The organism is Nonomuraea coxensis DSM 45129 (assembly GCF_019397265.1).
Classification (GTDB): Bacteria; Actinomycetota; Actinomycetes; order Streptosporangiales; family Streptosporangiaceae; genus Nonomuraea; species Nonomuraea coxensis.
In genome coordinates, this window is record NZ_CP068985.1 from 4,539,589 (window position 1) to 4,561,796 (window position 22,208).

At 74.5% G+C, this 22,208-nt stretch carries 19 protein-coding genes; 8 read left to right on the top strand and 11 right to left on the bottom strand.

Annotation, left to right across the window (positions count from 1 at the left end):
- Nucleotides 1–5 precede the first annotated feature (5 nt).
- From hypF to hypE, 4 genes are all read left to right on the top strand, one after another.
- A complete protein-coding gene (gene hypF, locus Nocox_RS21200; RefSeq protein ID WP_020543153.1) occupies nucleotides 6–2,243 on the top strand; it encodes a carbamoyltransferase HypF in 2,238 nt (745 codons plus the stop codon).
- 386 nt (nucleotides 2,244–2,629) lie between these two features.
- Complete coding sequence (locus Nocox_RS21205; RefSeq protein ID WP_026214331.1) at nucleotides 2,630–2,863, top strand: HypC/HybG/HupF family hydrogenase formation chaperone; 234 nt, start codon at nucleotides 2,630–2,632, stop codon at nucleotides 2,861–2,863.
- A complete protein-coding gene (gene hypD / locus Nocox_RS21210) occupies nucleotides 2,847–3,935 on the top strand; it encodes a hydrogenase formation protein HypD (RefSeq protein ID WP_026214330.1) in 1,089 nt (362 codons plus the stop codon). The genes Nocox_RS21205 and hypD overlap by 17 nt, the downstream gene beginning before the upstream one ends.
- Complete coding sequence (hypE, locus tag Nocox_RS21215; RefSeq protein ID WP_020543150.1) at nucleotides 3,932–4,981, top strand: hydrogenase expression/formation protein HypE; 1,050 nt, start codon at nucleotides 3,932–3,934, stop codon at nucleotides 4,979–4,981. Before hypD ends, hypE begins: the two co-directional genes overlap by 4 nt.
- Before the next feature lie 27 nt (nucleotides 4,982–5,008).
- On the opposite strand, the gene Nocox_RS21220 is transcribed toward hypE, so the two are convergent.
- Genes Nocox_RS21220 through Nocox_RS21260 form a run of 9 tightly spaced genes read right to left on the bottom strand, consistent with a single transcriptional unit; the run spans nucleotide 5,009 to nucleotide 13,742 of the window.
- Nucleotides 5,009–5,455, bottom strand: a complete 447-nt coding sequence (locus Nocox_RS21220) for a hydrogenase maturation protease (RefSeq protein ID WP_020543149.1) — start codon at nucleotides 5,453–5,455, stop codon at nucleotides 5,009–5,011.
- On the bottom strand, nucleotides 5,448–6,731 hold the full coding sequence (locus Nocox_RS21225) for a Ni/Fe hydrogenase subunit alpha (protein ID WP_033408983.1): 1,284 nt from the start codon (nucleotides 6,729–6,731) through the stop codon (nucleotides 5,448–5,450). The genes Nocox_RS21220 and Nocox_RS21225 overlap by 8 nt, the downstream gene beginning before the upstream one ends.
- A complete protein-coding gene (locus Nocox_RS21230) occupies nucleotides 6,721–7,470 on the bottom strand; it encodes an NADH-quinone oxidoreductase subunit B family protein (RefSeq protein ID WP_020543147.1) in 750 nt (249 codons plus the stop codon). Before Nocox_RS21230 ends, Nocox_RS21225 begins: the two co-directional genes overlap by 11 nt.
- The gene (locus Nocox_RS21235; protein WP_020543146.1) at nucleotides 7,467–8,270 is read right to left on the bottom strand and encodes an FAD/NAD(P)-binding protein; all 804 of its coding nucleotides are present in this window, start codon (nucleotides 8,268–8,270) and stop codon (nucleotides 7,467–7,469) included. Before Nocox_RS21235 ends, Nocox_RS21230 begins: the two co-directional genes overlap by 4 nt.
- On the bottom strand, nucleotides 8,267–9,367 hold the full coding sequence (locus Nocox_RS21240; protein WP_051112558.1) for a 4Fe-4S dicluster domain-containing protein: 1,101 nt from the start codon (nucleotides 9,365–9,367) through the stop codon (nucleotides 8,267–8,269). Before Nocox_RS21240 ends, Nocox_RS21235 begins: the two co-directional genes overlap by 4 nt.
- Nucleotides 9,368–9,378: 11 nt before the next feature.
- Entirely contained in the window at nucleotides 9,379–10,998 is a 1,620-nt protein-coding gene (locus Nocox_RS21245) for an NAD(P)-binding protein (RefSeq protein ID WP_020543144.1), read from the bottom strand.
- A 2-nt stretch (nucleotides 10,999–11,000) separates the two neighbouring features.
- The gene (locus Nocox_RS21250; protein WP_020543143.1) at nucleotides 11,001–11,978 is read right to left on the bottom strand and encodes a thiamine pyrophosphate-dependent enzyme; all 978 of its coding nucleotides are present in this window, start codon (nucleotides 11,976–11,978) and stop codon (nucleotides 11,001–11,003) included.
- A gap of 2 nt (nucleotides 11,979–11,980) precedes the next feature.
- The gene (gene porA, locus Nocox_RS21255) at nucleotides 11,981–13,207 is read right to left on the bottom strand and encodes a hypothetical protein (RefSeq protein ID WP_020543142.1); all 1,227 of its coding nucleotides are present in this window, start codon (nucleotides 13,205–13,207) and stop codon (nucleotides 11,981–11,983) included.
- Nucleotides 13,200–13,742, bottom strand: coding sequence for a 2-oxoacid:acceptor oxidoreductase family protein (locus Nocox_RS21260; protein WP_020543141.1), 543 nt, complete (start codon nucleotides 13,740–13,742; stop codon nucleotides 13,200–13,202). Before Nocox_RS21260 ends, porA begins: the two co-directional genes overlap by 8 nt.
- 135 nt (nucleotides 13,743–13,877) lie before the next feature.
- On the opposite strand from Nocox_RS21260, the gene Nocox_RS21265 reads away from it, so the two are divergent.
- Genes Nocox_RS21265 through Nocox_RS21275 form a run of 3 tightly spaced genes read left to right on the top strand, consistent with a single transcriptional unit; the run spans nucleotide 13,878 to nucleotide 16,647 of the window.
- A complete protein-coding gene (locus tag Nocox_RS21265; RefSeq protein WP_020543140.1) occupies nucleotides 13,878–14,978 on the top strand; it encodes an NAD(P) transhydrogenase subunit alpha in 1,101 nt (366 codons plus the stop codon).
- Complete coding sequence (locus Nocox_RS21270) at nucleotides 14,975–15,268, top strand: NAD(P) transhydrogenase subunit alpha part 2 (protein ID WP_020543139.1); 294 nt, start codon at nucleotides 14,975–14,977, stop codon at nucleotides 15,266–15,268. Before Nocox_RS21265 ends, Nocox_RS21270 begins: the two co-directional genes overlap by 4 nt.
- A complete protein-coding gene (locus tag Nocox_RS21275) occupies nucleotides 15,265–16,647 on the top strand; it encodes an NAD(P)(+) transhydrogenase (Re/Si-specific) subunit beta (protein WP_020543138.1) in 1,383 nt (460 codons plus the stop codon). Before Nocox_RS21270 ends, Nocox_RS21275 begins: the two co-directional genes overlap by 4 nt.
- A 141-nt stretch (nucleotides 16,648–16,788) precedes the next feature.
- Here Nocox_RS21275 and Nocox_RS21280 read toward each other — a convergent pair whose 3' ends face one another.
- Nucleotides 16,789–19,209, bottom strand: coding sequence for a bifunctional acetate--CoA ligase family protein/GNAT family N-acetyltransferase (locus tag Nocox_RS21280; RefSeq protein ID WP_020543137.1), 2,421 nt, complete (start codon nucleotides 19,207–19,209; stop codon nucleotides 16,789–16,791).
- Nucleotides 19,210–19,639: 430 nt separating this feature from the next.
- On the opposite strand from Nocox_RS21280, the gene Nocox_RS21285 reads away from it, so the two are divergent.
- A complete protein-coding gene (locus Nocox_RS21285; protein WP_020543135.1) occupies nucleotides 19,640–21,172 on the top strand; it encodes a bifunctional aminoglycoside phosphotransferase/ATP-binding protein in 1,533 nt (510 codons plus the stop codon).
- Between the two features lie 87 nt (nucleotides 21,173–21,259).
- Here the strand turns inward: Nocox_RS21285 and Nocox_RS21290 are convergent, their stop codons facing one another.
- Nucleotides 21,260–22,132, bottom strand: coding sequence for a GerMN domain-containing protein (locus Nocox_RS21290; protein ID WP_020543134.1), 873 nt, complete (start codon nucleotides 22,130–22,132; stop codon nucleotides 21,260–21,262).
- Nucleotides 22,133–22,208 lie beyond the last annotated feature (76 nt).

Genomic DNA, 22,208 nt, shown 5'->3' on the forward strand with positions numbered 1-22,208 from the left:
CCGTCGTGGACACGGCATGGCGGATCGAGGTGCGCGGCATCGTGCAGGGCGTCGGCTTCCGGCCGTTCGTGTACCGGCTGGCGACGGCCATCGGGATCCGGGGAGAGGTCAGGAACGCCGGCGGGCACGTGGTCATCTCCGCCACCGGCCCGCCGGCCGCGCTGGAGGCGTTCGTCTCCGGCCTGCGTTCCCGGCCGCCCAGCGCGGCCCGTGTCCGGGACGTGCGCGTCGAGCCGATGCGGCCGGTGCGGCAGGCGCCCGGCTTCGTGATCGCGGGCAGCGACCTCCTGCCGGCGACCGGCGGCGAGATCCCGCCGGACCTGGCCACCTGCGACGACTGCCTGCGCGAGCTGTTCGACCCGGCCGACCGCCGCCACCGCTACCCGTTCATCAACTGCACGGCGTGCGGCCCGCGGGCCACCATCATCGAGAGCCTGCCCTACGACCGGGCGCGCACGTCGATGCGCGGCTTCGCGATGTGCCCGGCCTGCGCCGCCGAGTACCGGGACCCGTCGGACCGGCGTTTCCACGCCGAGCCGATCGCCTGCGCCGCCTGCGGCCCCCGGCTGCGCTGGCAGTCCATGACGGGTGAGGCCGCGCTGCGGGCCGCCGTGGACGCCATCGCGGCCGGTGGCGTCGTCGCCGTCAAGGGGCTGGGCGGCTTCCACCTGGTCTGCGACGCCGCCGACGGTGAGGCCGTGTCCCGGGTGCGCGTGATGAAGGGCCGCGACGGCAAGCCGCTGGCGGTCATGGTGCGGGACACGGCGATGGCTGGAACGCTGGCCGACCTCACCGACGGTGACCGCGCCCTGCTCACCGGCCCGCCGGCGCCCATCGTGCTGGCGCCGCGACGGCACGGCGCGTCGCCGCTGTCCGGAATCTGCCCCGGAGTATGCGACGGCATGCCGGACATCGGGGTGTTCCTGCCGTACACGCCCCTGCACCACCTGCTGCTGGACGCGCTGCGCCGCCCTCTGGTGGTGACCAGCGCGAACCATGCCGACAGCCCCATGCCGACCGGCGAGATCCCCGATCTCGCCGTGGACGGCGTCCTCACCCACGACCGGCCCATCGTGGCCCGCCACGACGACTCGGTGATCCGCTCGTTCGGCCGCGGCTCGATCACGATCAGGCGCGGACGCGGGCTCGCCCCCGCGCTGCTGCGCCTGCCCGCCGCGGCGCCGCCCCTGGTGGCCGTGGGGGCCCAGCTGAAGAGCACCTTCACCCTCGCCGACGGCGAACGGGCGGTGCTCGGGCCGCACATCGGCGACCTGTCCGACGCCGAGACGCTGGAGGCCTACGACGAGTCGCTGGAGCACCTGAGCCGTCTTCAGGACATCGAGCCACTGCACGCCGCGCACGACCTGCACCCCGGCTACCTGTCGACCCGCCTGGCTCGGCGCTGGGCGAGCCGCGTCCCCGTCCAGCATCACCACGCCCACGTCGCGGCCGTCGCCGCCGAGCACCGGCTGCAGCCGCCCTTCCTCGGCGTGGCCTACGACGGGCTCGGCCTGGGCGACGACGGCACGTTCTGGGGCGGCGAGCTGCTGCTCGCCTCCTACCGCGGCTACCGGCGGCTGGCCCGCTTCTCCCGTGCTCCCTTGCCCGGCGGCGAGGCGGCCGTGCGCAGGCCCGCCCGCATGGCCCTCGGTTACCTGCTCGGCGGCGAGATCAGCACCGGACCCGCGCCCGGCGGACTGCCCGGGGAGGAGGTCATCGCCCGCATGATCGCGCGAGGCGTGAACTGCCCGGCCGCGTCCAGCGCCGGCCGCCTGTTCGACGCCGCCGCCGCGCTGCTGGGCCTGTGCGAGGTGAACGGTTTCGAAGGTGAGGCCGCCACCCGGCTGGAACAGGCGGCGGGCGCCGTGCGCGGGGTGGATCCGCTGGCCTGGCGGCTGGAGCGCCGCGACGGGTTGTGGGTGTACGACGGGGTGGCGACCCTGCGCCACCTGCTGGAGGCCAGGGCGGACGGCGAGCCGGTGGGCCGGATCGCCGCCGCCTTCCACGCCACGATCGCGGCCGTCACGGTGCTGCTGTGCGAGCGTGCCGCGGCCGAGCACGACGTGACCCAGGTGTGCCTGTCGGGCGGGGTGTTCCAGAACCGGCTGCTGGCCACCAACGTGCTGGCCAGGCTGACGACGGCGGGCTTCGAGCCGTACGTCGGCGAGCGGGTGCCGGTCAACGACGCCGGCATCAGCTACGGTCAGGCGGCCGTGGCGGCGGCGCGGCTGGCGCGCCGATGACCCGTCATTCCTCGCGGGCGGCGCGTGGCCGCGGATCCCTGGTCGCGACCCGATCAGGGTGCGCGCGGGGTCCCGGGTGGCGGCTGAGGGCATGCCGCTGCGGTACGGCGGCGCCGCAGGCGGTCCTGTGCGGCCGGGGGACGAAGGTCCCCGCGCGCCAGGCCCTACGGCACTGCTGCGCGAGCCGCGCGAGCGGTGTGCTTGGCACGAACACGGAAACGGCGAATCACCCCGCGGAAGGGGGGCCGTCATGGCTCGGCGGCTGCTTCCGCCGGAGCCGGCACCGCGCTCGGGCTGGGCGGCCTGCCCGCCGTCCGGCGCGACGCCTGGCTGAAGTGGTGCGCGCGGCGCACGCGAACAGAAGAAGGCGAGGGAGGCTGGTCGGGATGTGCCTGGGCGTACCGGGAAGGATCGTGGCCCGCGACGGCGAGACGGGCATCGTGGACTTCGACGGGCTGCGCCGGGAGGCGTGCCTGTCCTACACCCCCGAGGCCGGGCCGGGTGACTACGTGATCGTGCACGTCGGGTTCGCGATCTCCGTGCTGGACGAGGACGAGGCGCTGCGCACGCTCGCGGTGCTGCGGGCGATCCCGGGAGGGCTGGATGAGATATCTCGATGAGTATCGCGATCCCGTGCTCGCCCGCCGCCTCGTACGGGAGATCCGGGCCGCCGCCACCCGGCCGTGGTCGATCATGGAGGTGTGCGGCGGGCAGACGCACACCATCGTCCGGCAGGGCATCGACGAGCTGATCCCGGTGCGCATGGTGCACGGGCCCGGCTGCCCCGTGTGCGTGACCCCGCTGGCCATCATCGACCGGGCGCTGGCCATCGCGGCCCGCCCCGAGGTCATCTTCACCTCGTTCGGCGACATGCTGCGCGTCCCCGGCTCCGGCGCCGACCTGCTGTCGGCCAAGGCGCGGGGCGCGGACGTCCGCGTGGTGTACTCGCCGCTGGACGCGGTCGGCCTGGCCCGTACGAACCCGGACCGGCAGGTGGTGTTCTTCGCGGTCGGTTTCGAGACCACGGCGCCGGCCAACGCGATGGCGGTGCTGCGCGCGGCCGAGGAACACCTGGGCAACTTCAGCGTGCTGGTCAGCCAGGTCCTGGTGCCGCCGGCCATGGCCGCGATCATGGAGGTCGCCGCGGTGGACGCCTTCCTGGCGGCCGGGCACGTGTGCGCGGTGATGGGCTGGACCGAGTACGAGCCGCTGGCCGCCCGCTACCGGGTGCCGATCGTGGTGACCGGGTTCGAGCCGCTCGACCTGCTGGAAGGCATCCTCATGGCGGTCCGCCAGCTGCAGGAGGGCCGGTTCGAGGTGGAGAACCAGTACGCGCGGGCCGTCCGCCGCACCGGCAACACGCACGCCCAGGAGGCCGTGCGGCGGGTCTTCCGGGTGAGCGACCAGACGTGGCGGGGCATCGGGGAGATCCCGGCCAGCGGGCTGGTGCTGGCGCCGGAGTTCGCCCGGCACGACGCGACGCTGCGGTTCGGCGTCGGTGACCTCGGCGCGGACGAGCACCCCGCGTGCATCGCGGGGGAGATCCTGCGCGGCACCCGCACCCCGCTCGACTGCCCCGCCTACGGCGACGCCTGCACGCCGCGCAGACCTCTGGGCGCGCCGATGGTGTCCGCCGAGGGCACGTGCGCCGCCTTCCACAACGCCGGCCGTACCCGACAGGAGAGGCCATGACCACGCGCTTCGACCCGGTCGCCGCCACCTGCCCCGCCCCGCTCGCCGAGAACGAGCGGGTGCTGCTCGGCCACGGCTCGGGCGGTCAGCTCATGGCCGAGCTGCTCGCCGACCTCACCCCCCGCCTCGGCGCCGGCACGCTGGAGGACGCCGCGATCGTCGCCACCGGCTCGCCGGAGATCGTGATGTCCACCGACGGCTTCGTGGTCACGCCCCGCTTCTTCCCCGGCGGCGACATCGGGTCGCTGGCCGTGCACGGCACGGTCAACGACCTGGCCATGCGGGGCGCGGCGCCGGTCGCGCTGAGCCTGGCCTACATCGTGGAGGAGGGACTGCCGCTGGAGGAGCTGCGCCGCGTGACCGCCTCCGTCGCCGAGGCCGCCCGGGACTGCGACGTGCGCGTCGTGACCGGCGACACCAAGGTCGTCGGCAGGGGCGCGGCGGACGGGCTGTTCGTCACCACCACCGGGATCGGCGTGCGGCTGCCCGGCGCGCACGTCGCCGCCGCCAACGGCCGTCCCGGTGACGCCGTGCTGCTGTCCGGCCCGATCGGACTGCACGGGATCACCATCCTGAGCACCAGGGAGGGGCTCGGGTTCGAGAGTGCGCTGGCCTCCGACAGCCGGCCGCTGCATCGCCTGACCACGGCGATGATCACGGCGGGCGGCCGCGGCGTGCACACGTTGCGCGATCCGACCAGGGGCGGGCTGGCCGGCGCGCTGAACGAGCTGGCCGCCGCCTCCGGCGTGGGCGTGGAGCTGGACGAGCCGGCCATCCCCGTGCCCGGCCAGGTCGCCGCCGCCTGCGACCTGCTGGGGCTGGACCCGCTGCACGTGGCCAACGAGGGCTGCCTGGTGGCGTTCGTGGACCCGGCCGGGGCCGAGGCGGTGCTGGCCGCGATGCGGGCACTGCCGGAGGGGGTGGCCGCCGTCCGGATCGGCACCGTGGTCGCCGGCCCTCCTGGGCGGGTCACCACGCGTACGCTCGTGGGCTCGCGCAGGGTCGTCGACATGCTGGTGGGGGAGCAGCTCCCGCGCATCTGCTGAAGTCACGGCCGGGCTCATGGGCCGGGCTCACGGGCCGGGCTCATGGGCGAGGTCGCGTGCGATCGTGCGCGCGAGGGCCGCCGTCGCGGCGGCCACCGGCTGCGACAGACCCTCGCCGAGCGCGAACGTGGCGCCCTCGACGGTGTAGACGACCAGCTCGCCGGGCATCCGGCCGAGCACGCGCGCCAGCTCCACGGCATCGGCCAGGGACAGCGCGTGGCTGCTCGCGCCGGCGCGCGACGGCGGGAAGACGCCGTGGAAGCGGCGGACGACACCCGGCGGCTCGCCCGAGCGCGCGGCGTCGATCACGACGGCCACGTCCGCACCCGCCCACGCCTCGATGAGCTCCGCCGGGTCGCCGCCGTTGTCGGCCGCCGGCACGCCGAGGCCACGCAGCAGGCGGGCGGTCACGAGCCCGGCGCCGTCGTCGCCGCGGTAGTCGTTGCCGAGCCCGATGACGACCGTCTCAGCCATGGCGGAGCGACAGGTCGAGGAAGTGCGCCGAGCAGGAGATGCACGGGTCGTGGTTGCGAATGGCGCGCTCGCACAGCTCGGTGAGCCGGGCGACGGGCAGGCCGAGCCGGGGTTCGACGAGGGCCCGCAGGTCGTCCTCGATGCGGGCCTGGTTCTGCGCCGTCGGGGGGACGATGTCGGCCTCGGCGATCAGGCCGTCCTCGTCGATGCGGTAGCGGTGGTAGAGGGTGCCGCGCGGCGCCTCCGACGCGCCGTGCCCGACCCCGGGGCGGGCGGCGACGGGCATCGCCGGCTCGTCCGGCGGGACGTACCGGTCGATGAGGCGCAGCGCCTCCTCGCACGCGTGCACGATCTCCACCGCGCGCACCACGATGCTGCGGAACGGGTTGCGGCACACCCTCCCGAGCCCGGCCTCGGCGGCGGCCCGCAGCGCCAGCGGCGACAGCAGCGGCGCGTTGAGCGCGTAGCGGGCCAGCGGGCCCGTGAGGTAGCCGGGGCGGCCGTCGAGGCGGGCGTGCAGCGCGGTCGAGTGCCGTACCTGCTCCTCCACCACGTGGCGGGGCCAGTCGTGGACGGGGAAGGCGGTGCCGTCGCTGACGGCGACGTCGCCGGACAGGATCGCGTACTCGGCGGGATGGCGCAGCGCCAGGAACCGGTAGTCGTGCTCCACGTCGGGGAAGTCGAAGCCGCTGACCCACTCCACGGTGTCGAGCGCCGCGCGCAGGGCCCGCCGGAGAGGTCCGGCGAGCGGCGTCAGGTCGGCGGGCACCCGGTGGAAGCCGCCCAGCCGCACGTTGACCGGGTGGATGGCGCGCCCGCCGACGGCGGCGACCAGCTCGTTGCCCGCCTTCTTCAGCGCCAGCCCGCGTTCGACCGCCGGGCGGTGGCTTGCGGCCATGGCCACGCCGCTGGGAAAGCCGAGGAAGTCGGGGGCGTGCAGCAGGTAGACGTGCAGGGCGTGCGACTCGATCCATTCGCCGTAGTAGAGCAGCAGGCGCAGGTCGCGCAGCGCGCCCTCGACGGTGACGCCGCAGGCCGACTCCAGGGCTTGGCAGGCGCTCATCTGGTAGGCGACCGGGCAGATGCCGCAGACGCGGGCGGTGATGTCGGGCGGCTCGTCGAAGGCGCGTCCGCGCAGCAGCGCCTCGAAGAAGCGGGGCGGCTCGTAGATCTTGAGCTGCAGGTCGGTGACGCGGCCGTCGCGGGCCCGCACCAGCAGCGCGCCCTCGCCCTCCACTCGGGTCAGGCCGCCCACGCGGATGGTCTTATGCGTCACTGCTGCCTCCGAAGGAGGTGACGTTGAAGGTCCGGTAGACGCGTGCCAGCTCGTCGCCGGTCATGCCGGCGGCGCGCAGGCGGGCGTTGAGCGCGGCCGCGTTCGGGCTCTCCATGGGTCCGAAGCAGCCGAAGCAGCCGCGGTTGAACGCCGGGCACAGCGCGCCGCAGCCGGCCTGGGTGACCGGGCCGAGGCACGGCGTGCCGTGGGCGACGAGCACGCACGGGTTGCCGCGGGCCTTGCACTCGACGCAGACGCTGTGCGCGGGCACGGCCGGCCGCCGCCCGGCCAGGAAGGCGCCGATGACCTCCAGCAGCTGCCGTTTGTCGATCGGGCAGCCGCGCAGCTCGAAGTCGACGGGCACGTGCGCGGAGATCGGGGTCGAGCGTTCCAGGGCCTCGATGTGATCGGGACGGGCGTAGACGACGGCGGCGAACTCGCGCACGCCGGCCAGGTTCCGCAGCGCCTGCACCCCGCCGGAGGTGGCGCACGCCCCGATCGTCACCAGGTGCCTGGAGACCCGGCGTACGTGCTTGATCCGCTCCACGTCGTCCGGCGTGCTGATCGACCCCTCCACCAGGGACAGGTCGTAGGGGCCCGCGCCGCGGGCGCTGGAGGCTTCCAGGAAGTAGGCGAGGTCGATGGTCGCGGCGACGGACAGCAGCTCGTCCTCGCAGTCGAGCAGAGTGAGCTGGCAGCCGTCGCACGAGGCGAACTTCCACACGGCGAGCTTCCTCACAGCTGCCTCACCTCCAGCAGAGCGGCGACCCTGTCGTAGGTGAGCACAGGACCGTCCAGACACGTGAACAGCGGGCCGAGCTGGCAATGGCCGCACCGGCCGATGCCGCACTTCATGTTGCGCTCCAGCGACAGCGCGATCCGCCCGGCGGGCACCCCGCGCCGCAGCAGCTCCCCGGCGGTGGCCCGCATCATGAGCTCCGGGCCGCACACGAACGCGTAGGTGCGGCCCGGGTCGAACACGATCCGGGCGACGAGCTTGGTGATCAGCCCGGTCGGGCCCGTCCACGTCCGGTCGGGATGGTCCACGGTCACCTGGACGTCGAGGTCACGGCCCCAGCGGGCCAGCTCGCGCGGGTAGATCAGGGTCGCGGGGGTCCGGGTGCCGGCGATCAGGCTGATCCGGCCGTAGCGGGCGCCGTGCGCGACCAGCTCACGGATCACCGGCCGCAGCGGCGCCAGCCCGAGGCCGCCCGCCGCGACCACCACGTCCATCCCGCGCGCCCGCGACAGCTCCCAGTGGGTGCCGAACGGGCCGCGCACGCCGACGATGTCGCCGCGCCGCGCACGGCACAGCGCCCGGCTCACGGGGCCGACCGCGCGGACGGTCTGCACGTACCCGCCCGAGCGGGCGTGCCCGCTGACGGAGATGGGGATCTCGCCGACGCCGGGCGCGTACAGCATGGTGAACTGGCCGGGCAGGAACGGCGGGCAGGTCCCCTCGACCGGCTCCAGGGTGAGCGTGACGGTGTCGGCCCGGTCGGGGCGGCGTGAACGCACGCGGTACGGGGCCGGGATCATCGCAGCCGCTCCAGCTCTTCGGTGATGTCGATGCCGGCCGGGCACCAGGTGACGCACCGGCCGCAGCCGACACAGCCGTAGGTGCCGAACTGGTCGACCCAGGTGGAGAACTTGTGGCTGAGCCACTGCCGGTAACGGGCGGCGCCCGAGGAACGCAGCGGCGCGCCGCCCAGCTCGCTGAACCCCAGTGTGAAGCAGGAGTCCCAGCGTTCGGCGCGTTCGGCCGTGCCGTCGGCCAGGTCGACGCCGTCCTCGACGGTGACGCAGAAGCACGTCGGGCACACCATCGTGCAGGCGGCGCACGTCAGGCAGCGGGAGGCGATCTCGTCCCACAGCGGCGACTCGCGCCGTTCGATCAGGCGTTCCCTGACGCCGTCGAGGTCGACGCGGCGGCCCATGCGGGCGGCGGCGGCGCCGACCTCGCGAGCGGCCGCCCGGTCGGCGTCGCCGGCCGGACGGGACGGCAGCGCGGCCAGCAGCTCCGCGCCGCGCTCGCTGCCCGCCTCGGCCAGGAACCGGTGCGGGCCGGTCAGCTCGGTCAGCGCCACGTCGAACCCGGAGGTGGGACGCGGGCCGGTGCCCATGGAGGCGCAGAAGCACGTCCCACCCGGCGCCGCGCAGGTGACCGCGATCAGGAACAGGGCCTCGCGACGCTCGCGGTACGCCTCGTCCGGATGCCGGCCGCCCAGGAACACCCGGTCCTGCACGGCCAGCGCGGCCAGGTCGCAGGCCCGCACACCCAGCAGCGCCACCTTCCCGGCCCGCGGCGGGACCTTCTCGGGCACGCCACCGCGCATCCGGAACAGGACGGAGCGCGGCGGATGCGTGTAGCGCTTGACCGCATCCGGGCTCGCGGCGAAACCGAAGACGAGCTCCCCGCGCTCGTGCAGGCGGTAGAAGCCCGGCGCCTGCTCGTCGGCCAGGCCGCGGGGCAGATCGGCGGCGGAGCCGAGTTCGGCGAAACGGATCACCCCGTCGCGGGCGACGGGCCCCACGACGGCGAACCCGCGTTCGCGCAGCGCGCCGACCAGCGGATCCAGGTCGTCCAGGACGGCGGCCTCCCCGCCGTCCTCCACTCCGTGCGGGCACGTTCTCATGTCCGCCTCCTTCAGGTGATCTCGGGCACCATCGTGATCGCGCCCGCCGGGCACTCGCTCACGCACAGCCCGCAGCCCTTGCAGAAGTCGAGGTCGATCTCGTACCGCGGCCCGGGCCCGAGCTCGATCACGGCGTTGTCGGGGCAGACGCCGTAGCAGTTGTCACAGGCGAAGCAGTTGCCGCACGACAGGCAGCGGCGGGCCTCGAACAGCGCCGTCGACTCCTCCAGGCCGCCCTGCACCTCCTCGAAGGTGCTCATCCTGCGGGCCAGGTCCAGCTTCGGGCGCACGCTCGCCGGCGCGTCGCTGTAGTACCAGGTGTTGAGCAGGTCGAACGCGGCCATCGGGTGCCGCGGTGGCGGCCGGTGGGAGCCGCCGCGCAGCCAGGCGTCGATGTGACGGGCCGCCTTCTTGCCGTGCCCGACGGCGACCGTGACCGTCCGCTCGGCCGGCACCATGTCGCCGCCGGCGAACACGCCGGGGCAGCCGGTCATCAGATCGGGCCCGACCTTGACCACACCGCCCTCGGACTCGACGCCCGCCAGCCCGGCCAGCAGCGACAGATCGGCCTCCTGGCCCAGCGCCAGCACCACCGAGTCGGCGGCCAGCTCCTCGAACTCGCCGGTCGGCTGCGGGAAACCGGACTCGTCCAGGCGCATCCGCTCGATCGTGACGGTCCCGCCGCCGGCGTACGCGATCGTGGACAGCCACTTCATCCGCACGCCTTCCTCGGCCGCCTCGACGACCTCGCTGTCGTGCGCGGGCATGCGGTCGCGGGTGCGGCGGTACACGACGACCGCGTCGCTCGCGCCCAGCCGCCTGGCGGTCCTGGCGGCGTCCATGGCGGTGTCGCCGCCGCCGTAGACGACGACGCGGCGGCCCAGCAGCGGCGCGGAGGCGTCCTCCATGCCGCGCAGCACGGAAACCGCGTCGAGGATGCGGGCGGAGTCGCCGGCCGGGATGAAGGCGCGCCTGCCGATGTGCGCGCCGACGGCCAGGAAGGCGGCGTCGAAGCCGCGCATCGCCCCGGCCAGGTCGGTGACGGTCCGGCCGAGCTCCAGGGCGACGCCCATGTCCAGGACGCGCTGGATCTCGGCGTCCAGGACGTCGCGGGGCAGCCGGTAGCGGGGGATGCCGAAGCGCATCATGCCGCCGGGCGCCGGCCCCGAGTCCATCACCGTGACGGCGTGGCCGAGCAGGGTCAGGTGGTAGGCGGCCGACAGGCCGGCCGGTCCCGCCCCGACCACGAGCACCCCCTTGCCGGAGGGTCCGGCCGTGGCGGGCACCATCCAGCCGTGCGCGATCGCCTCGTCGCCGAGGAAGCGCTCCACCGCGTTGATGCCGACGGCCTCGTCCAGCTTGCCGCGGTTGCACGCGCTCTCGCAGGGCCGGTAGCAGACCCGGCCGGTGATCGCCGGGAACGGGTTGTCCCGCATGATCTCCCGCCAGGCAGCCTCGTAGGAGGGCTCCTCGGCCAGGGCGAGCCAGCGCTGGATGTTCTCCCCTGCGGGGCAGGCGTCGTTGCACGGCGGCAGGCGGTCCAGGTAGACCGGCCGTTCGGTACGCCAGGCGCCCGTCTTGTTGGCCTGGCTGCCGCCGGCGCCCAGGGTGATGGCGAAGGGCTTGTCCATGATCAGTCCACCAATCCGAAGCGGCGGATGTTGCGGTCGGCCGACGCCTGGATGCGGGCGATGACATCGGCGCGGGGCGGATCGCCGAACAGGTGGGCGTAGCGGCCCTGCGACCTCAGGTAGTCGTCGACGGGGACCCGCCGCCTGATCTTCGTCACGCCGGTGACCTCGCCGCGCTCGGCCTCGAAGACGGGGAACAGGCCGGACTCGGTGGCCAGGCGAGCCACCCGGATCGTGTCGCGGGCCGCGGCGGCCCAGCCGAGCGGGCAGGGCACCAGGATGTGCAGGTAGCGGGCGCCGCGGACCTCCATCGCCCGGCGCACCTTGTCCTCCAGGTCGCGCAGGTCGGCGACGGTCGCCGTGGCCACGTACGGGATCTCGTGCGCCATCGCGATCAGCGGCACGTTCTTGCCCTGCCCGAAGGCGTTGCCCGGCAGGGGCGTCGTGGCCGTGCGCGCGGCCGGCGGGGTGGCGCCGGAGCGCTGCACGCCGGTGTTCATGTACGCCTGGTTGTCGTAGCAGATGTAGAGCACGTCGTCACCGCGCTCGAACATGCCCGACAGGCAGGCGAAGCCGATGTCGACCGTGCCGCCGTCCCCGCCCTGCGCGACGACCCGCACGTCCGTGCGGCCCTTCGCCTTCAGCGCCGCCGCCACCCCCGTGGCCACGGCCGGGGCGTTGCCGAACAGGGAGTGGAGCCACGGCACCTGCCAGGCGCTCTCCGGGTAGGGGGTGGAGAACACCTCCAGGCAGCCGGTCGCGTTCACGGTGACGATCCGGCCGCCGGTCGCCCGGATGGCCGCGTCCATGGCGTACCGGGCGCCGAGCGCCTCGCCGCAGCCGCGGCAGGCGCGGTGCCCCGAGGTCAGCGCGTTGCCGCGGTCCGGGGCGGCCTGCACGGCGCGCTGCTCCGGCGGCAGCAGCCGGTTGCCGACCGCGAAGCTGCCCACCTGGTAGAACTTGGTCCGTGGCGCGGGCATGATCAGCCGCCTTCCGCAAGATCGCGCAGCATGTTCCCGGCGCTCGGACCCGGCCTGCGCCGTGCCCGGGCCCTGGCCAGTTCCCTGGCGACGAGGTGGTGGTCGAGGTCCAGGAAGGTCAGCGGCGGTGGGTCGTCGGCGGTGAGCGCCCGGTGCAGCGCCGCCTTGGTCACCGGCCGCCCGCCCAGCCCGGCCACCACGGTCCGCAGCTCGGCGTCCGGCAGGGCGGCGCGGACGTCGGCCGAGACGATGCCGCCCGCGCCGGTGGAGAAGGCCCGTTCGAGCACCACGACCTTCCGTTTCCCGCCGAGCAGCGCGCGCAGCGCCTCGGACGGGAACGGGCGGAAGGTGGTCAGCGTCGCGGCGCCCACGGCCGCGCCGGACTCGCGCAGCTCGTCGACGACGTCCTGCAGCGTGCCGAGCACCGACCCCAGCGCCAGCACCACCGTGTCGGCGTCGCCGGTCCGGTAGCCGCGCACCAGCCCGCCCGACCGGCGTCCGAAGGCGCGTTCGAAGCGGTCGGCGACGGCCGGGATGCGCTCCAGAGCCTCCAGGTGGCGGGCGTGCGCGAGGAAACGCACCTCCGTGAAGGCCTCGGGCCCGACCATCGCGCCGATGGAGACGGGATCATCGGGGTCGAGCAGCTGGCGCGGCTCGAACGCGGGCAGGAACGCGTCCACCTGCTCCGCCGAGGGCAGGTCGACGCGCTCGAAGGCGTGGGTCAGCACGAACCCGTCCATGCACACCATCACCGGCAGCGACAGCTCCTCAGCCAGCGCGTACGCCTGCACGTGCAGGTCCGCGGCCTCCTGGTTGGTCTCGGCGTAGAGCTGGATCCAGCCGCAGTCGCGCTGCGACATCGAGTCGCTGTGGTCGTTCCAGATGTTGATGGGGGCGCCGATCGCCCGGTTGGCCACCGTCATGACGATCGGCAGGCCCAGCCCTGAGGCGTTGTAGAGCGCCTCGGTCATGTAGAGCAGGCCCTGGCTGGCGGTCGCGGTGTAGGTGCGCGCCCCGGCCGCCGACGCGCCGATGCACGCCGACAGCGCGGCGAACTCCGACTCGACGTTGACGTACTCGCAGGAGCCGAGCCGCCCGGCCCGCGTGATCCTGCTGAGCGCCTCGACGATGTGCGTCTGAGGGGAGATCGGGTAGGCGCAGATCACCTCCGGCCGGCACAGCGCGACCGTCTCGGCGACGGCCTGGGAGCCTTCCAGCTGTCTAAGCACGAGCGGCCTCCTTCAGCCAGGCATGAGCCTCGGCCGCGGCGGCCGCGTTGGCCTCGGCCACCGGATGCGGGAACACGGAGCGGATCGCGGCCTGCACCGACTCCAGCGCCAGCACGCCGGTCAGCGCGCAGAAGGCGCCGAGCAGCGCCGCGTTGGGCACCGGCCTGCCGAGGCGCCGCGTCGCGATCTCCGAGGCCGGGACGGTGACGCCGGGGACGCCCAGCTCCGCCGCCGTACGGGTGGAGTTGATCAGCACGTGGCCGTGCGGCCGCAGCCCGGCCAGCACGTCGACGCCCCGCAGCAGAGTGGCGTCCTGGATGATGACGGCGTCCGGCGCGGTGATCGGCTCGCGCACGCGGATCGGCCGGTCGCAGATGCGGCAGAACGACACCACGGGCGCGCCCGTCCGCTCGGAGCCGAAGGTGGGGAATGCCTGGGCGTGCCTGCCCTCCAGGAACGCGGCCACCGACAGCAGCTCGGCCGCGGTGACGACGCCCTGGCCGCCCCGGCCGTGAATGCGCGTCTGGTACTCCATACCCCCGGTGTAGACCGGCGGCGGGCCGGGGCGGAGGGCCGAACGTCCCGGCCGGCGGGACTTTCGGCTCTCATCGGGCTCCTGCCGCGGCGGGACGCTCGATGGACAGGCAACCGCGAAGGAGAGGGGCGGCGCATGCTCAGCATCGGGATCGTCAAGGAGAGCGGCGCGGAGGAGCGCAGGGTCGCGATCACTCCCGACCTGGTGCCGCGGCTGCGCGCCGCGGGGCTCGGCGTGCTGGTGGAGGCCGGGGCGGGGGACGCCGCGGGCTTCCCCGACAGCGCCTACAGCGGGGCGGGCGCGCGGATCGTCGCCGGCGGGCCCGCCGGCGCCGACATCCTGGCCTGCGTGGACCGCCCGCCCGCGGGCCGCCTCAAGGCCGGGCAGCTCGTCGTCGGCCTGCTCCACCCCGACCCGGCCTACCTCGCGGAACTCGCCGCCGCGGGCGTGACCGCGGCCAGCCTGGACCGGGTGCCGCGCACGCTCAGCGCGGCCCAGCCGATGGACGCCCGCACCTCGCAGGAGAACGTGGCCGGCTACCGGGCCGCGATCCTCGCCGCCTACACCTACGGGCGGTTCTTCCCGCTGCTCGTCACCGCCGCCGGCACCGTACGCCCGGCCCGGGTGCTGGTGCTCGGCGCCGGGATCGCCGGGCTGTCGGCGATCGGCACGGCCCGGCGGCTCGGCGCGGTCGTCACCGGCTACGACATCCGGCCCGAGGCGCGGGCCGAGGTCGCCTCCCTCGGCGCGAACGTCCTGGACCCGCACGGCCGGAGCACAGGCCGGCACACGGGGGAGGGCGCGGGCGAGGGCACGGGCGAGGGCGGCTACGCGCGGGCGCTCGCCGAGGACGAGCAGCAGGCCGAGCGGGACGAGCTGGCCCGCCACGTGGCCGGCCACGACATCGTCATCACCACGGCCCTGGTGCCCGGCCGCCGGCCGCCGCTGCTGGTGGCCGAAGCCGCCGTCAAGGACATGCGGCCAGGCTCGGTGATCATCGACCTGGCCGGCGGCAACGTCGAGGTGACCAGGCCGGGGCAGACGTACGTCACCGGCGACGGCGTCACCGTGATCGGCGCGACGAACCTGCCCGCCACGATGCCCGCGGCCGCCTCCGAGGTCTACGCCCGCAACGTGTGCGCCTTCCTCGACCACGTGCTGCGCGACGGCGAGCTCGCCCTCGACCCCGCCGACGAGATCCAGCGGGCCGTGATCGTCACCGGAGGTGCGGCATGAACGCGCTGCTGTTCACCGACCTGAGCGTGTTCGTGCTCAGCCTGCTGCTCGGCTTCGAGGTCATCGGGCGGGTCCCGACGACCCTGCACACGCCCCTGATGTCGGCGGCCAACGCGGTCCACGGCATCGTCCTGGCCGGCGCGCTGCTCATCGCGCTCACGGCGGACGGCGTCCTGGGGTACGCGCTGGTGTTCGTGACCGCCGCGTTCGCCGCCATGAACGTCGTCGGCGGCTACGTGGTCACCGACCGGATGCTGGAGATGTTCCGGCCGCGGAAGGACACCCGATGACCACTTTCGACCTCGTGATCCGGCTGACCTACCTCGCCGTCGCGACCTGCTTCGTCCTCGGCCTGCACCTGATGAACTCCCCGGCCACCGCGCGCCGCGGCAACACCCTGTCGGCGGCGGCGATGACCGTCGCGCTGCTGGCCACCGCCGTGGTGCTCGTGCGCACCGGCACCGTACGGCCGTGGGCGTGGGCGGCGCTCGCCGCCGGGGCGGCGCTGGGCTCGGCCGCCGGCCTGCTGCTGGCCCGGCGGGTCCCGATGACGGCGATGCCGCAGCTCGTCAGCCTCTTCAACGCCGTCGGCGGCGGCGCCGCGGCGCTCATCGGCGTGCACGACCACGCCCGCCACGGCGCCTCCCTGCCGGTCGTGCTGGAGGTGCTGATCGGCGCGGTCACGTTCACCGGCTCCCTCATCGCCGCCGGCAAGCTGCAGGGCGTGCTGCCGGGCCGGCCGCTGCTGTTCCCCGGCGCCCGCCTGCTCACCGGCGCGCTCGCCCTGACCATGGTCACCGCCTCGATCCTGCTGTTCACCGGCGGCGGCGACGCCGCGTTCGTGGTGCTGGCCGTGGCGGCGGCGGCGTTCGGGATCAGCATGGTGGCGCCGATCGGCGGCGCGGACATGCCGGTGGTCATCTCGCTGCTCAACGCCTTCACCGGCACGGCCGTGGCGATGGCCGGATTCACGCTCGGCAACAGCGTCCTCATCACCGCGGGCGCCCTGGTCGGCGCCTCCGGCGCCATCTTGACCAAGCTCATGGCCGACGCCATGAACAGGTCGCTGACGGCGATCGTCGCCGGCGGCTTCGGCGGCGGCGACGGGCCTGCCGAGGCCGCCTCCGCCCAGGGACGCGTCAGGTCGCTGTCGGCCGACGACGCCGCCATCCAGCTCGCCTACGCCGCCGACGTCGTCGTCATCCCCGGCTACGGGCTGGCCGCCGCGCAGGCGCAGCACCAGCTGCACGAGCTGGCCGAGCTCCTGCGGCAGCGGGGCGCGCGGGTCCGCTACGCCGTGCACCCGGTGGCCGGCCGCATGCCGGGCCACATGAACGTGCTGCTGGCCGAGGCGGGCGTGCCGTACGAGCAGCTCGCCGACCTGGACGAGGCCAACGCCGCGATGCCGCGGACCGACGTCGCCCTCGTCGTCGGCGCCAACGACGTCGTCAACCCGGCCGCCCGCCGCCCCGGCACGGCCGTGTCCGGCATGCCCATCATCGACGCCGACCGGGCCAAGAGCGTGATCGTCATCAAACGTTCGATGGGGCACGGCTACGCGGGCATCGACAACGAGCTGTACACAGGCCCCAGGACCGGGATGTACTTCGCCGACGCCAGGCGGGCCCTCAGCGAGATCACGGCGGCCGTCAAGACACTCGTCGGCTGACGGCCGCGCCGTTCCCCGCGGCAGGCCGGGGTTCGGGCGGCATGGCCCGGGCACGAGGCCGTGCACCCCGCGTGGGCAGCGGCCGGTGAACAGCACGGACAGGGGTCCGATGAGGACCACCCGAAGAGGGTGTTCCCCCGGTCAGCGCAGCCGGCGCAGCAGCGGCGACGGCGGCTCGCAGGGCGCGACCCAGATCCGGGCGCCGGCCGCGACGACGCCGTCCTCGGTGACGATGACCGGATCGAGGTCCAGCTCGGCGACCTGGGGCAGGTCGCTCAGCAGGCGGCCGACGCGGGTGATCAGGGCGGCCGGCGCCCGGGCGTCCACGGGCGGCGCGCCCTGGTGGCCGTGCGGGAGCGCCGCGCGGCGCAGCTCCTCGACCATCCCCGTCGCGTCCGCCACCGGGGCGACGCGGAAGACCCGGTCGTGCGGCGGGCCGCCCGGGCCCATGCCCGCCATGACCAGGGGGCCGTACGACGGGTGGTTGACGCCTCCGACGATCATCTCGACGCCCGCCGGCCTGGACTGGACGTCCGCGCCGGTCTTCCCTGCGTCGGGGCCGTCCGCATGCAGCGCCACGCCGTAGCAGGCCAGCAACCGGGCGGTGGCGGCGGGGGAGAGCCGATGGCCCTCGGCAGGGGTGGCCGGATCCGCCTCGATGATCTTGCGCACGGCGCGGTCGTCCACGTCCACGTCCCCGTCCGCGTCCGCGGGTTCGGCCGGGCCGCGCCGCCATTCGGCGTAGCGCACGACATGCGACAGCGCGGCGACGGCCTGCTCGGGGGAGGCGTACGACGGGATCCGGCCGTCGATCAGGCCGTCGTGGCCGGCGAGGCAGGCAAGCGTGGCCTTGCCGGCCGTCCCGGTCGCCTCGGCGATGGCCCGCCTGGTCGCCTCCAGGCCGGAGCCGAACGGAGGGGCGCAGACGACCAGGACCGCGTCCACCTCGGGGGAGGCCGCCAGGTCCGCGACGGCGGCGCCGATCTCGGCGGCGGTGGCGCCGGCGGTCAGGTCGACCGGGTTGCCCGGGGCGGCGGCGCGGCCGTCGAGCAGCTCGGAGAGGGTCAGGCCGCGCCGTTCGCAGGCGTCGGCGGCCCTCGCCAAGAGGGCTCCCGAGTTGCCCACGACGGCGACCCGGCGTCCCGCCGGCAGCGGCGAGCCGGCCAGCAGCTCGGCGGCGCCGATCAGCTCGCGCGGGCTGTCGAGCCGGATGACGCCCGCGGCGCGGGCCAGCGTGTCCACGGCGACGCCAGGGGTGAGCGCCGCGGCGGCGCGCGAGTGCACCGCCCGGCGGCCCGCGTCGCCGCGCCCGCTCATGACCAGCAGCACCGGCTTCGTCCTGCCGACCCGGCGGGCGATGCGGGCGAACTTGCGCGGATTGCCGAACGATTCCAGGCACAGCGCGATCACGTCGGTGTCCGGGTCGTCCTCCCAGTATTCGAGCAGGTCGTTGCCGCTCACGTCGGCCTTGTTCCCGACGGACACGAACGACGACACCGCCAGCCGCTCCAGCAGGGCCGCCCCGGCCGTACCCGGCTGGGACATCAGCGCCAGCCGCCCGCGCACCGGCTGGTGCGGCAGGCAGGCGGCGTTCAGCCGTATCCCGGTGTTGATCAGGCCCAGGCAGTTCGGGCCGACCAGCCGCATCCCCGCCGCGCGGCAGACCCGCCGCAGTTCCTCCTCCGCGCCGTGCCGGCCGTCCTCGGCGAACCCCGGCGTCAGCACCACCAGCCCGGCGACCCCGGCCCGCGCGCAGTCCCGGGCGGCCTCCAGCACGTGCCGGGCGGGTAGGGCCACCACCGCCAGGTCCACCCCGTCGGGAACCCTGGTGTGGCAGGGGAGCCCGGCCACCTCGGCGGCGTGGGGGCCGACCGGGTGGATCGGGCCGCGGAAACCCGCGTCGAGCAGATTGCGCAGCACCTGGCGGCCCAGCGACCGCTCGTCGCCGCCGGCGCCGATCACGGCCACCGAACGGGGCGAGAGCACCCGCGCCAGCGACGCCCGGGCCGCTTGGTGGTCGCGCGCCTCGATGCCGGCCCGCAGCCGGGCGGTGGGCCGGGCGGCGATGTCGATGTGCGTCATGCCGCCCTCGAAACGCCGCGCCACGTCCAGGCCGAGGTCACGCAGCACCTGGATCATCGGCCGGTTCTCGGCCAGCACGTCGGCCACCAGCGTGCGTACCCCGTGGGCGGCCGCGTCCAGCGCGAGGTGTTCCAGCAGCAGGGTGCCCAGCCCGTGACCGTGCGCGGCGTCGTCGATGAGGATCGCCAGGTCGGCCTTGCGACCCTCCGCGGGGCCGCCGTCCACGGGGATGTACTCCGCGACCGCCACCAGCCGTCCCCTCAGCCCGGCCACCAGCGCGTGCCCGCTGTAGACGTCGGAGGTGATGCGATCCATGTAGGCGTGGGCCGTGTTGCGGCCGCCGGTGAAGAAGCGCAGGTAGGCCGAGCGCTCCGACGAGCGCTCCACCAGCTCGTGCAGGGCCGCGCGGTCGCCGGGACGCAGGGGGCGCACGTGCGCGATGCCGCCGTCGCGCAGCAGGACGTCGTAGCCGTCGGACATCGTGGCGCCTCCCGTCGATCGAGCTGGTGCCTCCTGCCTCCGAGGCTGATGGGACGCGCGCACCGCAGGCAGAGCCGGACGGCCCGGCCGCACAGCCGAAAGTCCTGCCGAAGGTGCCGGCACCGGGTCCGCGCGGAGTGGCCGGGAGGAGGGCGGAAAGTCCCCGCGCGCCGAAAGCGGACGAACCCCACGACGTTCGCGATCCCGCCCGGGAACGGGTCGAAGGCCCTGAGGTGCGGGACTTTCGGCGGTGGCGCCGGCCTCGCCCCCCGCGATGTGCTTGCGAGAGAGGCCGAGGAGAATGAGAAGGTGGTCGATTTGGCGGTGGACGGCTCGTGCCGGTCCCGGCTCATGCCGGAGGACGCTTTCGCCGAGGCCGCCCTGGGCCCCAGCGCCGCGGCGAGCCGGGGCCGAAGGCGACGGTGACGCCATGTCCATCGTGGTCAAGGAGACGCACACCGCCGTGGTCGTGCTGTTCGGCGGGCACGCGTACAAGCTGAAGAAGCCGGTGGACTTCGGCTTCCTGGACTTCACCACGCTGCGCGCCCGGCTGGCCGCCTGCCGCCGCGAGGTGGAGCTGAACCGCAGGCTGGCCCCCGACGTGTACGAAGGCGTGGCCGACGTGCTCGGCCCCGACGGCCAGGTGTGCGAACACCTGGTCGTGATGCGGCGCATGCCCGGGGAACGGCGCCTGGCCACGCTGGTACGCGCAGGCGCGCCCGTGGACGAGCAGCTGAGGGCCGTCGCCCGCGCTGTGGCGGGGCTGCACGCCTCAAGCCCGCACGGCCCCGGGATCGACCGCGAGGGCGGCGTCGAGGCGCTGCGCGGCCGCTGGACCGACGGCTTCGACCAGGTGCGCGGCCTGCCCTCGATGCCGATCGAACGCCCCGTGCTGGAGGAGATCGAACGCCTGGCCCTGCGCTTCCTCGACGGCCGCGCACCCCTGTTCGAGGCCCGCAGAGCGGCGCGCCGGATCGTGGACGGCCATGGCGACCTGCAGGCCGAGGACGTCTTCTGCCTGGACGACGGACCCAGGATCCTGGACTGCCTGGAGTTCGACGACCGGCTGCGCTTCCTGGACGGGCTGGACGACGCCGCGTTCCTGGCCATGGACCTGGAACGGCTGGGCGCGCCCCTGCTCGCGGAGCGTTTCCTGAGCTGGTACGTCGAGTTCTCCGGCGACCCGGCGCCGCCGGCGCTGTGGCACCATTACGTCGCCTACCGTGCCTTCGTCCGGGCCAAGGTCGCCTGCCTGCGCCACTGGCAGGACCGAAGCGACACGACAGGCAGCGACACGACAGCAGAGGCCCGGGCGCAGGCCGAGGCGGGAACGGAGGCCCGGCGGCTGGCCGAGCTCGCGCTGCGCCACCTGCGGGCGGGCGCGGTGAGCCTGATCCTGGTGGGCGGAGCACCCGCGACCGGCAAGTCCACGATCGGCGGGGCCCTGGCCGACCGGCTCGGTCACACGCTGCTGCGCAGCGACCGCGTACGCAAGGAACTGGCCGGGCTGGATCCGCTGCGGCCCGCCGCCGCGCCCTACCGGCAGGGCATCTACGACGCCGCGCACACCGAACAGGTCTACGCCGAGCTGCTGTCGCGTGCGGAGAAACTGCTCGGCTCCGGCGAGTCGGTCGTCCTCGACGCGACCTGGGGCGACCGGCGGCACCGGGACGCGGCTGAACAGGTCGCCCTCCGCGCCGCCGCCGATCTCGTACAACTGCGCTGCACCGCCACGCCGCGGATCATCGACCGGCGGCTCGCCGCACGGCGGCCCGGCCTGTCGGACGCGGACCCGGCCGTCTCCCGACTCATGACCGCGGACCTGGACGCCTGGCCGGACGCCGTCGAGATCGACACCGGCACCGCCCTTCAGGACAGCCTCGAACAGGCCCTGCGGGCCGTCCACCGCGCGGGACCGGAACCGTCACGGCGCTTCCGCCGCCCCCGGATCGAACCCGGCTGAGAGCGTGACGGCGGCGTGCTCGGCGGGGTGGACATGCCTGGGCCCGGACGCCGAGGCGGCGGTCCGGGCCCAGGTGGGTGCTGCCGGTTACGGTTCCAGGCTCCGTGGGACGGAGTCGGAAGGGCCGTAGGGCTGCTGGGTGTGCCCGCGGGCATCGTAGATCTTCACCCACTTGATCGACGGGAACTGCTTGAGGGTCGGCATGATCTCGTCGGCGATGGTGAACGTCGATCCCGCGCCATTGAGCCGGCCGGTCAGGTAGACCCTGGCGACGCCCTTCTTGACGGTCAGCTTGCTGAAGCCGGTGGCCTTGGAGGTGACGAAGCGCAGCCCTTGCGCCTTCTCGTCCTGGGTGGGGCCGGCGAACAGCCGCTGCAGCGCCCCATAGGCGGTGGCCGGTGTGACGACCGGCCGCTGCACCGCAGCCGTGTACGGCTGCCGTCCGGCGTCGTAGTTGGCGGTGTTGAGGAAGTAGTCGCGCACCGGAACGGTCCGGTAAGGGGTGGTGATGTCCACCACGACGCGGCTGGGCCGGATCAGCTTGTAGACCCGGTACGGACTCTGCCGGGCCAGCCCGACCCCGTAGGTGAGCTCGGAGTCGTACGGGGTGGCGGCGGCGACCTGGATGACGCCGGGCAGCGGGTAGGTGGTGCGCGCCGGAGCGGCGGCGGTGCTCGCCTCGTCGAAGCGGACCCGCAGCAGCGCGTCGCCCACCACGCCGACGGTGCGGCCGGTGGCCGGGTCGACGATCCGGCTGACGTAGCGGGTCTGCACGGTACGCGGGAGGCGGCCGCGGAACTCGAACACCAGCCGGTCGAAGCCGGGGTGGTGGGCGGCGCGGACGCCGGTCAACGTGGGCGGCACCGGGGCGAGCGGGCTCGCCTGAGCCGGCAGGGCCAGCGGGACCGTCACGGCCGCTGCCAAGGCGGCGCCGGTGATGAGGGGGCGGATCGGGAGCATGATGGACCATCTTCTTCCCCGTGAGTGCTCCTTGATCCAAGCATCCTGCGGGGCGGGAAGCCTCGGTAGGGACGAA